The organism is Limnohabitans sp., assembly GCF_046052765.1.
In the GTDB taxonomy this organism is placed as follows: Bacteria; Pseudomonadota; Gammaproteobacteria; order Burkholderiales; family Burkholderiaceae_C; genus Limnohabitans.
Window position 1 is genome coordinate 85,369 of the sequence record NZ_JAVLFQ010000028.1, and the last position, 13,239, is coordinate 98,607.

Annotated in this window: 10 protein-coding genes; 3 read left to right on the top strand and 7 right to left on the bottom strand. The window is 54.2% G+C overall.

Annotated features, from left to right (window positions below):
* Nucleotides 1-8: 8 nt before the first annotated feature.
* A complete protein-coding gene (locus AC9UG7_RS03250) occupies nt 9-476 on the bottom strand; it encodes a cyanophycin metabolism-associated DUF1854 family protein (RefSeq protein ID WP_509584045.1) in 468 nt (155 codons plus the stop codon).
* Nucleotides 473-2,752, bottom strand: a complete 2,280-nt coding sequence (locus AC9UG7_RS03255) for a cyanophycin metabolism-associated ABC transporter (protein WP_509584048.1) — start codon at nt 2,750-2,752, stop codon at nt 473-475. The genes AC9UG7_RS03250 and AC9UG7_RS03255 overlap by 4 nt, the downstream gene beginning before the upstream one ends.
* An 84-nt stretch (nt 2,753-2,836) precedes the next feature.
* Between AC9UG7_RS03255 and AC9UG7_RS03260 the strand changes: the two genes are divergently transcribed.
* The 3 genes from AC9UG7_RS03260 (at nt 2,837) to AC9UG7_RS03270 (ending at nt 8,927) form a co-directional block, all read left to right on the top strand.
* Complete coding sequence (locus AC9UG7_RS03260) at nt 2,837-5,041, top strand: cyanophycin synthetase (protein ID WP_509584050.1); 2,205 nt, start codon at nt 2,837-2,839, stop codon at nt 5,039-5,041.
* Nucleotides 5,041-7,620: a cyanophycin synthetase gene (gene cphA / locus AC9UG7_RS03265; protein WP_509584053.1), complete on the top strand. Its 2,580-nt coding sequence runs from the start codon at nt 5,041-5,043 to the stop codon at nt 7,618-7,620. The genes AC9UG7_RS03260 and cphA overlap by 1 nt, the downstream gene beginning before the upstream one ends.
* A gap of 215 nt (nt 7,621-7,835) precedes the next feature.
* Complete coding sequence (locus AC9UG7_RS03270) at nt 7,836-8,927, top strand: TRAP transporter substrate-binding protein (protein ID WP_509584056.1); 1,092 nt, start codon at nt 7,836-7,838, stop codon at nt 8,925-8,927.
* Nucleotides 8,928-8,973: 46 nt separating this feature from the next.
* Here AC9UG7_RS03270 and AC9UG7_RS03275 read toward each other — a convergent pair whose 3' ends face one another.
* From AC9UG7_RS03275 to AC9UG7_RS03295, 5 genes are all read right to left on the bottom strand, one after another.
* Nucleotides 8,974-9,363 carry a cupin domain-containing protein gene (locus AC9UG7_RS03275; RefSeq protein ID WP_509584059.1) on the bottom strand — a complete coding sequence of 130 codons (390 nt, stop codon included), beginning with the start codon at nt 9,361-9,363 and terminating at the stop codon, nt 8,974-8,976.
* A 132-nt stretch (nt 9,364-9,495) separates the two neighbouring features.
* Nucleotides 9,496-9,894: a type II toxin-antitoxin system VapC family toxin gene (locus AC9UG7_RS03280; RefSeq protein WP_509584061.1), complete on the bottom strand. Its 399-nt coding sequence runs from the start codon at nt 9,892-9,894 to the stop codon at nt 9,496-9,498.
* A 12-nt stretch (nt 9,895-9,906) separates the two neighbouring features.
* A complete protein-coding gene (locus AC9UG7_RS03285; RefSeq protein ID WP_509584064.1) occupies nt 9,907-10,158 on the bottom strand; it encodes an antitoxin in 252 nt (83 codons plus the stop codon).
* Between the two features lie 79 nt (nt 10,159-10,237).
* Nucleotides 10,238-12,706, bottom strand: coding sequence for a DNA internalization-related competence protein ComEC/Rec2 (locus AC9UG7_RS03290; protein WP_509584066.1), 2,469 nt, complete (start codon nt 12,704-12,706; stop codon nt 10,238-10,240).
* Between the two features lie 48 nt (nt 12,707-12,754).
* Nucleotides 12,755-13,192 carry a surface-adhesin E family protein gene (locus tag AC9UG7_RS03295; protein WP_509584069.1) on the bottom strand — a complete coding sequence of 146 codons (438 nt, stop codon included), beginning with the start codon at nt 13,190-13,192 and terminating at the stop codon, nt 12,755-12,757.
* Nucleotides 13,193-13,239 lie beyond the last annotated feature (47 nt).

Consider the following 13,239-nt stretch of genomic DNA (forward strand, 5'->3'; position numbering starts at 1 on the left):
CAAATTTTTTATAAAAAACGATCCAGCAATTTGCGACTGTGGCGGTCAAGCGTTGGCAAATCGCGAATCAAAAATTGCACGCCGTGTTCGTCTGCCACGATCAGCGTTTTGCCGCTGATACGGCGTATATCCTCTTCGCCACGCAACACAAACTGTGTGTCGCCGCGATGCGTTTGCACCGACCAAGTCGATGGTGTAGTGAAACTGCTGACCGCATCAACCCGCAAAATTTCAGGCATGAATTCGCGCGTCTGCAAGGCCGCCAGTACCGCGTCTTGTTGCGTTTGCGGAAGTTGCAATGGATGCGGCAACCACAAGAGCTCATGGCCTTCGGCACTCAAAACAGACACTGCTTCATCCGGCGCACCAATGGGAAACGCTCGCACCACCACCACCCCTTGATGCAGTTCACCGTTGAGTTGCAGTTGCCAGTGACCGGAGGCGTTTTGACTGAGTTCGAAAGTCGCGTCGCTCATACCCGTTCCTCTCTGGCAGCACCCAAAGTCAAACCGTTTTCTTCCGCTTCTTTTTGACGGGCTTGTGCTTCGTACAAGCGCCAATAAGCCCCTTGGCGTGCCAGCAATTCATCATGCTGTCCTTGCTCGACCAACTGACCATGCTCCATCACCACTAACCGATCAGCGCGGCGTAGCGTAGACAAGCGGTGTGCAATCGCAATGGTGGTGCGTCCGCGCACCAAGTTATCCAATGCTTTTTGGATTTCCTGCTCGGTTTCAGTGTCGACGGAGGACGTGGCTTCGTCCATGATGAGAATGCGCGGATCAATCAACAGTGCGCGCGCAATCGATATGCGCTGACGCTCGCCGCCGGACAACCCTTGGCCGCGCTCGCCCACCAACGAGTCGTAGCCTTGCGGCAAACGCAAAATGAATTCATGCGCATGCGCGGCACGCGCGGCTGCCACAATTTCTGCGCGGGTCGCCCCCGGTTTGCCGTACGCGATGTTGTCGGCGATAGTGCCGAAAAATAAAAACGGCTCCTGCAACACCAAGCCAATGTGACGGCGGTAGTCGGCAATGCGTACATCACGAATATCGATGCCATCGATGCGAATCGCGCCTTCGCTCAGGTCGTAAAAACGACAAATCAAATTGACCATGGTGCTCTTACCAGATCCACTTTGCCCGACAAGACCGATCATTTCACCCGGCGCGATGTCCAGCGTCAAACCTTTGATGACAGCGCGGTTGCCATAGCGAAAACCTGCGTCAGTGATTTGTATGCGGCCCACCACTTCGTTCAATACCACCGGGTTGAGCGATTCGGGCACGCTGGACACATGATCCAAAATTTCAAAAATACGCTTGGTGCCGGCTGCCGCTTTTTGCGTGTGCGACACGATACGGCTCATGGCATCAAGCCTGGCGTAAAAGCGGGTGCTGTAAGCCAGAAAAGCAGTCAGCACACCAACCGTGACTTGATGGTGTGCCACTTGCCAAATACCAAAAGCCCAAACCACCAGCAAACCGATTTCAGTGACCAGCGTGACGGTGGGCGAAAACAAAGACCATAAAAAATTGATGCGGTCATTGACCGCCAAATTGTGTTTATTGGCCTCTTGAAAACGACGCGCTTCGCGGTTCTCTTGGGCAAATGCCTTGACCACACGAATACCCGGAATGGTGTCGGCCAGCACGTTGGTGAGTTCTGACCAGACACGGTCTATCTTTTCAAAACCGGTGCGCAAACGGTCACGCACGATGTGTATCAACCAGGCGATGAACGGCAAAGGCAGCAACGTGGCACATGCCAACCATGGGTCGATGCTGAACAAAATGACCGCGGTCATCAAAATCATCAACACGTCAGTGGCGAAGTCGAGCAAATGCAAAGACAAAAACACACACAACCTGTCGGTTTCGCTGCCGATGCGCGTCATCAAGTCGCCAGTACGGCGTCCACCAAAATATTCCAAAGACAGTTTCAGCAAATGTTCGTAAGCGGTGGAACGCAAGTCCGCGCCAATGCGCTCGGAAGCCAAGGCCAGCACATAGGTTTTGAACCAACCCAGGCCCCAAGCCAACAAAGCTGCAGCCAGCAAACCACCCAGATACTTGGCAACCAGCATGATGTCGATTTGTTGTCCGTTTTGAAAAGGTATCAACACGTCGTCCATCAATGGCATGGTGAGGTATGGGGGCACCAGCGTGGCTGCGGTTGAGGCCAAAGTCAAGCCAAAGCCCAGCAACAACTGCCCTTGGTATGGCTTGGCAAAACGCCATAAGCGAAACAAACTCCAGGTTGAAGCAGGTGTGTCGTCTGGCGTCTGTTCGCAATTTCGACAGGAATTATCTGGCTCAGTCAATGGGGCATGACATTGCGGGCACCACGTTTGGTTGCTGCTGGTCACATCTCCCGTTTGCAATTTGTGAAATTTCTCTAACAAGGCTGCCGCCTTGAGGTTGTGACCAAGCGTAAAGCGCCAATCGGCCAACTGCAGCTCGGCGTCCATCAATCGCAAATGGCCCACACCTGCGTGGTCAGACAAAAGCAGGCGCCAATCCGGCTGACAAGCCTGCGATTGCCAAGCCTGCGCCTTGCCGGGTGGGCACCAAAACAGTCTGGACGGGGTGAGAACCAGCAAGCCTTTAGCGAAATACAATCGCTCATCGAGGTCAACCTCCAGCCAAGCTAGAACGTTTTCTTCTGATGTCAATTGAAGCTGCACATCCTCCCGCCAAAAGGCTGGCAAATCCAGCAGCACTGGCGCAACTTGAGAGGGAATATTCATTCTTATATCGATGACCTACAGTGAAACCATTCTAACCCTCTGCCCTGCTTGGCAGATTCACAGCCGTACCCCCTGATTCACTTTATGACCTTTCCTGACATCGCTATTTTGCGCATGCGTTATTTGCGCGGACCCAATGTGTGGACCTACCGTCCAGTCATTGAAGCCTGGGTTGATCTGGGCATTCTTGAAGACCATCCCTCCAACAAACTTCCCGGCTTTGTCGAGCGCCTCACCGATTGGCTGCCCGGCATGGTCGAGCACCGATGCGGTGTCGGCGAGCGCGGCGGTTTTTTGCTGCGCCTCAAGGACGGCACTTGGTGCGGTCACATCATGGAACATGTGGCTATTGAATTACAAACCCTGGCTGGCATGCAAGTCGGTTTCGGCAAAGCACGCGAAACCAGCCAGCGCGGTGTGTACAAAGTTGTGATTCGCACACGCCAGGAAGAAGTCGGACGCGAAAGTCTGGTCGCCGCGCGAGACCTGGTGATGGCTGCCATCAACAACAGGTCCTACGACCTCAAGGCCACGGTCAACCGGCTCAAGGCCATGGTCGACCGTCTGTGTTTGGGGCCAAGCACCGCTTGCATCGTCGACGCTGCAACCGAACACCGCATCCCTTCTATTCGTCTGACATCAGGCAATTTGGTGCAACTGGGCTACGGCTCATTGCAACGCCGCATATGGACGGCAGAAACCGACCGTACCAGTGCCATCGCAGAAAGCATTTCCAGCGACAAAGACCTGACCAAAATACTGCTGACCCAATGCGGTGTTCCCATCCCGTCTGGCGAGGTGGTGAGTTCCCCTGAAGAAGCTTGGAGCGTTGCGCAAGACATCGGCCTGCCAGTGGCAGTCAAACCGACAGACGCCAACCACGGGCGTGGCGTGGCGCTGGACTTGCGCAAGCGCGAAGACATTGAGACGGCATTTTTGATGGCGCAACGCGAAGGCACCGATGTCATGGTCGAGCGCTTCATACCGGGTGACGAACACCGCTTGCTGGTGGTCGGCAACCAAGTCGTGGCGGCCTCTCGCGGTGAAACCGCTCGCATTACAGGGGACGGCGTTCATACCGTGGCTGAACTCATCGAATTGCAAATCAATTCTGATCCGCGACGCGGAGAAGAGGAAGACTTCCCGCTGGACACCATACGCTTGAAAGACTTGCCCACTGCGGTGCTGGAATTACAACGCCAGGGCTTGAACGCCGACAGCATTCCCGAGAAAGACCGGGTGGCCGTGGTCCAGCGCACGGGCAACATGGGCATTGATGTCACCGATCTGGTTCACCCCGAAGTGGCCGCTGTGGTGGTGTTGGCTGCGCGCGTGGTGGGCTTGGACATCGCTGGTATCGATTTGGTGGCACAAGACATCAGCAAACCGTTGTTGGCGCAAGGCGGTGCCGTTGTAGAAGTGAATGCAGGACCGGGTTTGCTGATGCATTTAAAACCAGCCATCGGCCAAGCACGCCCCGTCGGTCAAGCCATTGTTTCGCATTTGTTCGAACCTCAACAAGCCACGCGCATACCCGTGGTTGGCATCATGGGACGCAGCCACACCACAGAGTTGGCGCATCTGGTGAACTGGCTGATTCATTTAACGGGGCGCCGCACCGGTCTGGCATCTGCTCGCGGGTTATTCATGGACCAGCGATTGGTAGACCCCAAAGATGCGCGCGTGTTTGAAGCCAGCCAGCGTTTGTTAATCAACCGCGCACTCGATGCGGCCGTGTTTGAAAATACCGTCCTGCAAGTACTGGATGAAGGTCTGCCCTATGACCGTTGCCACGTCGGTGTGTTGACGGATATGCCTGACAACACGGGTCTGCAAGACCACGACATACTCACGCAGGAACAAGTTCGCAATGTAGCTCGCACACAGATAGACTTGGTGCTACCCGAAGGTGCTGCAGTATTGAACGCAGAAGATGATGCGGTGGTTGAAATGGCAGACCTGTGCGACGGGGAAGTTATTTTTTATGCCTCCGACCCTCACAACACAGCTATTCAGCAACACCTCGCCAAACAAGGGCGTGCTGTGTATTTTTCCAACGGACAGGTCATGTTGTCGCGAGGCTCACATGAACAAAGTTTGTTGAAACTCGATTTTCCGGCCATTGCCAAGCAACTGAGTGAGGGCACCTTGAGTTCTCACCATTTACTGGCTTCGGTGGCTGTCGCCTGGGCACTGGACATGACGCCCGATCTGATACGCGCCGGTCTGAAAAATTATGGTCAACCGTCTGCGATTGCCAATCTTGACATTGCAAGGATGAAAGCCTGATGGAAGTCTCACGCATTCGCGCTCTGCGCGGTCCCAATTTATGGACCCGCCATGTCGCTATCGAAGCCATGGTGCGTTGCGCACCCGGTCTGCAAAGCAATCTCAGCGCAGATCAACAAGCATTTGAAAAGCGACTTCGCCATTTGTTTCCTGGCTTGGGTCGCTTGCAACCCGGCGAGCGCGACGCGCACCTCAGCATGGCGCATGCCTTGGAAGCAGTCGTTTTACATTTGCAAATCCAAGCCGGCTGCCCAGTCACTTTCAGCCGAACCACAGCAACGACTGAAGAAGGATTGTTTCAAGTAGTGGTGGAGTATTCGGTCGAGCAAGTCGGCAAACTTGCCATGCGCCTAGGCGAGCAATTGTGTTTGGCTGCGTTTGAATCCAGACAATTCGATGTCGATCAAGCCTTACAAGAAATGCGCGAATTGGATGAGGACATTCGATTAGGACCTTCTACCGGCGCGATTGTGGACGCGGCCTTGGCGCGTGGCATTCCATTTCGCCGTCTCTCCGATGCCAGTCTGGTTCAGTTCGGTTGGGGCAGCAAGCAGCGGCGCATACAAGCCGCCGAAACCGATGCCAGCAGCGCCATTGCCGAGTCCATTGCGCAAGACAAAGAGCTCAGCAAAAAATTGTTGCTTGCCGCCGGTGTGCCAGTGCCATTGGGTAGACCGGTTGATAACGCACAAGACGCATGGGCCGCAGCGCAGGAAATCGGTTTGCCAGTGGTGGTCAAACCGCGTGACGGTAACCAAGGCAAAGGTGTGGTGGTGAATATCCGTACCCGCGAAGAAGTCATGCAGGCCTACAACAACGCGCTCGAATACCGCGACGACATCATGGTCGAGAGTTTTTTACCAGGCAGTGATTACCGTCTGTTGGTGGTCGGTGACCGCATGGTCGCTGCAGCGCGGCGTGAACCACCTTTGGTAGTGGGCGACGGCCAATCGACTGTGCGACAACTCGTCGACAAAGTCAATGCAGACCCTCGCCGTGGCGATGGACACGCCACCTCGCTGACCAAAATCCGTTTTGACGATATTGCTTTGGCGCGATTGAAAGAACAAGGCTTTGATGCAGACAGTGTGCCAACCAAAGGCGCTCGCGTGGTGTTACGCAACAATGCCAACTTGTCCACCGGCGGCACCGCCACCGACGTGACCGACGATGTTCACCCCGAAGTGGCCGCTCGCGCCGTCATGGCCGCGCAGATGGTCGGATTGGATGTGTGCGGCGTTGATGTGGTGTGTGAGTCTGTGCTCAAACCGCTGGAAGAACAAAACGGTGGCATCGTCGAGGTCAATGCTGCGCCAGGTTTGCGTATGCATTTGCAACCCTCTTTCGGCAAAGGCCGCGATGTTGGCAGCGCCATCATCGACACCATGTTCTCCCATGGACAAGACGGGCGCATTCCCTTGATCGCAGTGACCGGTACCAACGGCAAAACCACGACAGTACGCTTGTGTGCGCATTTGTTGCGCACCAGTGGTTTGCGTACCGGTATGACCAACACGGATGGCGTTTTTGTCAATGGTTTGCAACTCGACACCGGTGACTGCAGCGGCCCGCGTAGCGCACGCAGCGTGTTGATGCACCCCGATGTAGACGCCGCAGTGCTTGAAACCGCACGCGGCGGCATGCTGCGCGAAGGACTGGCGTTTGACCGCTGCCAAGTGGCGGTGGTTACCAACATCGGCGCAGGCGATCATCTCGGATTGAACTACATCAGCACCGTGGAAGACTTGGCTGTTCTCAAACGCGTGATCGTACAAAACGTTTCGCCCAGTGGTACAGCCGTGTTGAACGCCACAGACCCTATGGTTGCAGCCATGGCTCACAATTGTCCGGGACAAGTCATGTTTTTCTCGGTGGATCCGCACCATCCGGTGCTGGCCACACACCGCGCTCAAGGCAAGCGCGTGCTTTATGTGCAAGATGGTCACATCGTGGCACAAGAAGGCTCTCAAAAAATACGCGTTTCTTTGAAAGAAGTACCGTTGACACAAAATGGTGCCATCGGTTTTCAGGTGGAAAACGCCATGGCATCGATTGGTGCTGCATGGGCAATCAATTTACCGTGGGACAGCATTTGCATGGGCTTGTCCACCTTTGTCAGCGACACGCAAGGCGTACCGGGTCGCTTCAATATGTTTAGCTACAAGGGCGCGACCATCATTGCCGACTATGGCCACAACCCCGACGCCATCAAAGCGCTGGTGCAGGCCGTCACCAACCTGCCAGCCAAGCAACGCAGTGTCGTCATCAGTGGCGCCGGTGACAGGCGTGATGAAGATATTCGCGAACAAACTCGGCTGATCGGCGATGCGTTTGAGCGCGTGGTGTTGTTTGAAGACGCCTGCCAACGCGGGCGTGCCGACGGAGAAGTCATCGCCTTGCTGCGCCAAGGTTTGAAAGACGCCAAGCTGACTCGCGACATCTCGGAAATACAAGGCGAGTTCATCGCCATTGACCACGCACTGGCTAAGTTAAACCCCGGCGATTTGTGTTTGATATTGATCGACCAAGTGGAAGAAGCACTGGCGCATATTGGTAAAAGGGTGGCGGAGCAGGCTTGATACCTGCGGCTGGCAATCCGGAATTTGCAAGCATTCTTTAAGTGATCGCAACGCTCGGTTAGGAGCGGCAGGTCAGACCTATCGACGTGAAAAATGAATGATTTATTTGCCGAGTATGTGTTTGTGACTACCTTTTTTTTATTGAGTTCTCTGTCTTGAGGCGTAATAAACACTAGCAATTTCAATTACAGTCAGTCACACAAGGAGAAAAAATAATGCAACGCAGAAACTTTCTCACCCGAGGTGCGATCGGCGCGACAGCCGCCACTGCCCTAGCCGCACCGGCCATCGCAGATTCTTCCCGCCCAGAAATTCGCTGGCGACTGGCTTCTAGCTACCCAAAATCGCTGGACACGATTTACGGCGCGGTCGACATGATGTGCAAGCGCGTGGGTGAATTGACCGACGGCAAATTCAAAATCAGTTTGCACGCCGCAGGCGAATTGCTGCCCGCGTTGCAAGTGTTGGACGGCGTACAAAACGGCACCATCGAAGCCGGACACAGTGCCAGCTATTTCTATATCGGCAAAGACCCAGCGTTTGGTTTTGGTACGGCCATTCCTTTCGGCATGAACACCCGCGCGCAAAACGCATGGATGTATGTGGGCGGCGGCATTGAATTGCTCAACGAGTTTTATGCCAACTACGGTGTGCTCGCCATGCCTGTGGGCAACACAGGCGCTCAAATGGCCGGTTGGTACCGGAAGGAAATGAAAACCGTGGCTGACTTCAACGGATTGAAAATGCGCGTCGGCGGATTGGCAGGCAAAGTGCTGTCCAAAATCGGTGTGGTGGCGCAACAGTTACCGCCCGGCGATTTGTATCCTGCGTTGGAAAAAGGTGTGATTGATGCGGCCGAGTTTGTCGGCCCGGCGGATGACGAGCACCTGAGCCTGCACAAAGTGGCGAAATACTATTACTACCCTGGATGGTGGGAAGGCTCGGCCACGCTGTCGTTGTTTGTCAACCAAAAATCGTTTGATGCATTGCCTGCCGACTACAAAGCGGTGCTGAAAATTGCAGCGGCAGAGGCCAACCAATGGTCTACCGCGAAATACGATGTGACCAACCCCGCAGCATTGCGACGCCTGATCAGCAACGGCGCACAACTGAAAAGGTTTTCACCTGAGATATTGCAGGCTTGCTACAAAGCCAATCAGCAATTCATGACCGAGATGATAGACACCAGTCCGGCGTTCAAAAAGATTCATGCACCATGGTCGAAATTCCGCGACGAATATGTGCTGTGGTCACAGTTTTGTGAAATGCCGTTTGACAGCTTGATGGCATCAGGCAGAAAAGCCTGATTACTGTGCGCATCAATCAAAAAGCCAACCCGAGGGTTGGTTTTTTTTATTTGAAAGGCGTTGCCAACGGCTTGCCGACTTCCACCAAATATGTCGCCAACAATTTGGTCGTCACCGTGCCCGTGTTGGTTGCCGCATGCGCCACGCCATCTGCCACAGAGAAGGCTTCACCGGCTTTGTAGGTGCGGGTGGGTTGGCCGTCTACTTTGACTTCGAGCTGGCCTTCGATGACATAGGCGATTTCAATACCGGGATGTGTGTGCTTGCCACCTTCTACGCCAGGATCGATTTCCACCCTGGCTTGAATAACGATGCGACCGGGTACGTTGACCTCAACCGATTGCAGAGGAAAACGAGCGATGCCTGATTGCTGGGCAAACAAAGGGGTGCAACCCAAAGCCCACAAAGCGACTAACAACAATTGTTTGGTTTTCATCTGCAATACCTCTTGGGATAAATGATGGAAGAAATGACGGAAGAAATGGCTATTGTGGTGTCACTGAGACAACTGACTACATAGGGTTTTCAGCAGAACCGGGCATTCAAATTCAAAAAGTTGCCATGTCACTCACACTCCCCAGGTTTCAATAGCAAGACCCGGTACGCGCTGAAATTCTTTGGCATTGTTGGTGATCAGCACGCTGTCTTCTGCAAGCGCATGGGCTGCGATCATCAAATCCATGGCGCCAATGATTTGCCCATTTTTTTCCAGATTTGCCCACACACTCGCACAGGAGTGCGTCGCCGATAAGGGCCAGGGCTGCACATCAAATCCGGACAGCCAACTTTCTACGGCAGATGCAAATTTAGGAACACCGAGCTTGGCCACACCAAACCGTAATTCAGCTGCCACCACCGCAGAAAGCCACAATTGCTGTCTGTCCAAACTGCGAAACATTTCCAACATTTGCGCGGGGTGTTGACGCAGTATGTAACTGCAAATATTGGTGTCCAGTGTTTTTCTCATGATGCGCCCGGCTCAAGACCAATCGCGCTCTTGCAGCGGCAAGTCTTTCCTGTTGTTCAGGAAATCATCCGGCAAGGGTTCCGTGTTTTCATAGAACGCCGCCAACCACTGTGACATGTCTTGCTTGACCCCGTTTTGAGGCTTCAGCCATAAAGCGTCACCGATTTGTTCAATCTGAACCTCTTTGGTCTGCAGGCGCAACTTGGCCGGCAAGCGTATGGCTTGGCTGCGTCCGCTCATAAAAACTTTGGCTGTGGTGCTCATAAGGAATCTCCTTGACAAAATAATACTACATTGTCATATGACAATTATGTGATCTTTTTAAGTGCTCTATCAAACCCAATCACCGTCCCCCAAACCTCCAATACCGCTTATCCAACTCTCGCTGACAAAGCACTTCCCCTGGTTGATCGCTGCGCCAGTGCATGGCTCCGCAATGCGGAGAATCCAACATGCGTATGCCGCGCGCTTCATAGCGCTGCACCACCACAGGCGCTGGATGGCCATAGCGGTTGCGGTAACCGTGTTGCAGCAAGGCCCAGCGCGGTTGCACGGCTTCAATAAAGCTTTCGGATGACGATGTTTTGCTGCCGTGGTGCGGCACCAGCAACACATCGGCTTTCAAGTCCTTGCCCATGCGTTGCAACAAGGCGTTTTCTTGCATAGCTTCAATGTCTGCGGTCAGCAACACGGTTTGCGACTGCGCGCGAATGCGCAGTACACAACTGCGGTTGTTCGGGCTCATGGTTTTGTCATAGTCAGCCGCTAGCGGATGAATGAAATCGAATTGCACACCATCCCAAACCCATGCTTGCCCTGCCTGACAACGTTGCAAAGGCAATTGTTGCGATAACCAATGTGCATCGGTGATGGAGGACCACAGCTGTGTTTGCTGGTGTTGTTTGTAAACGGACAAAGCGCCACCAGTGTGGTCGCTGTCTTGATGACTGAGCACCAAAGCGTCCAAGTGTTCATCCATGGTTTGCAAGACAGGCAGCAACACGCGTTGTCCGGCGTCGCTGTCCACGCCAAAGCGAGGACCGGTGTCAAACAACAAACTGTGCTGCGCCGTACGTACCAGCACCGCATTGCCCTGCCCGATATCAGCAAACAGCAATTTCGCTTCGCCATACGCGGGGCGCGGCGCTTGCCAGAAAAACACAGGCATCACCAAGGCTGCACTTGCGATGCGTCGCCACAGTTGGCGTTGACTGATGAATAAAGCACCGCCTGCCATACCGATGAGCGCCAACCACCATGGCGGTGCGGCGGTTTGCCACACAGCCCAAGGCAAGTCGGGCAATGGCTGGAGTGTGGCCATCAGCAGTTGCAGGCTCTGGCTGCACAACTGCCACAGCGGTGACCACAACACACCCGCAAACGCCAGTGGCGTCACCACAAACGTGACCCAAGGAATAGCGTACAAATTCACCAGCAAGCCGATAACGCTTACCTGTTGAAACAACAACAGCGTGAGAGGTGCGAGTCCGATAGTGATGAAGCTTTGCTCGCGCAGCAAATGACGCAAAGCCTTGTACAGCTTTGTCCACCAACGCAGATGCAACGAAGCTGCGGCTACTGCTGGCGACTGCGAAGCGGATACCGGTATAAGAAATAACATGCCAACCGCCATAAAACTCAGCCAAAAACCAGCTTGTAACAAGGCCCACGGATCCCACACACACACCACCGCAGCCGCCAGCAACCATTGTTCGAGCAAGGGCCAATGCAATGCTTTCACCCTCAACCAACAAGCCGCCATCAACATGATGACCGTGCGCTGTGCCGGAACGCCCCAACCACTGAACAAGGCATACACCAAAGCAAACACCACCCCGCCCCACAAAGCTGCCAACGGAGCGGGGTAGAACAAACACCATGATTGACCCCAAACATCGCTGTAGCTCCACAGTCGAGACACCAGCCAACGCGCCACCCAGGCCCACAAGGTGATGTGCAAACCGGAAATACTCATCAAGTGCGCGATGCCTGTGAGGCGAAACACATCCCAGTCGCGCTGACTGATAGCCGCCTGATCGCCAAGCAGCAAAGCTGCAGTCTGCCCGCTAAAGCGAGGCTCTTTCAAGGTTTGCACAATCAAACTGCGTGTGTGCTGCCGCCATTGCTCCATGGGATAGCGCCAAGTGCTTTGCAAACGTTTAACGCTACCAGCCACGGCACTCTCTCGCACATTGGCAGTCGCGTGCACCCCTTGTTCCCACAGCCCTAACTCTGTATCAAATACACCTGGATTGACCAAGCCGTGCGGTCGTTTCAAACGAACCGGCAGTTGCCATCGTTCACCTGCACGTATGTCGGGCAAGGCACGCACCTCCCCGTCATGGTTCATGCTGTACCAACCCACGCTGAGTTGAGCAGGAAGTTGCACGCTTGGTTGATCTGCGCTGCGCTGTATTTGCTCCACCTCAAAACCAAAACGTACGCCGTCACTGTGCCATTGCGGCATGGTGCTGACCACGCCGGTCACTTGTAAATCCAAGCCTTCAAGGGCGGGGTCCAGCGCATGCTGGGCAAACCACAAGGCGCGTACTGCGGTGAGCGTAAACGCCAAGGTGACACCTGCACACAATACAGCACATACGCGCCACAAAGTAGACGCATACAAGCTCGCACTTCGTGAGTTTGCGTTGAGGTGTGCTGCACCTAAACAGCAAGCGCACACAAGCAAACCTACAGCAACCCATAGGCCATAGGTTTGGAATGACCACAATGCAGGTTGGAACAATTGCAATGCAGTGCCGGCCAACCACGCCAGCAACCAGGGTGCAGGTCCGTTGAGATGAAGCAACACTGTCCTTTCTTGCCCTGCGACGTAACGCTTGGCAGAAAGAAACTGTAGTTAGGAAGAAGCGGATTCGGTGCTAGTACAAATCTGTTTTTTCAGTAAGGACAAGTAAGAACCGGGTCGTATAGCGGCGTCTCGCGGGCGCCAGTCTGCGGATTCATAAAAAGCCACTTCGCGGCCTTTGCCGTCCGCTTTGGCATAAAAGCTTTCGGACAATTTGACAAATGAATCGGTTTTGCAATTGATACGCCAACGTGCCTGTGACGACTGGTATTCCTCGCCATTCGGCGCCTTGATCCCTTTGGCGGTCGTGTTGGTCATGGTCCAGGCAATCCGTGTGATGTGGATGGCGCGTACGGAATCTTTGTCCCACACGTAGGTGATGTCGTCATCTTTCATCAATTCTGCCCATTCAGCGTGAGCAGGCAAGACCAAGCCCAAGCAGGCCAGGCCAATACAGATCAGACGACAAAAAAAGTCAACAGTTACCATGTGTATTAAATCGGCCTGACGCAGCCAAACTTGATGGCGATATTCTC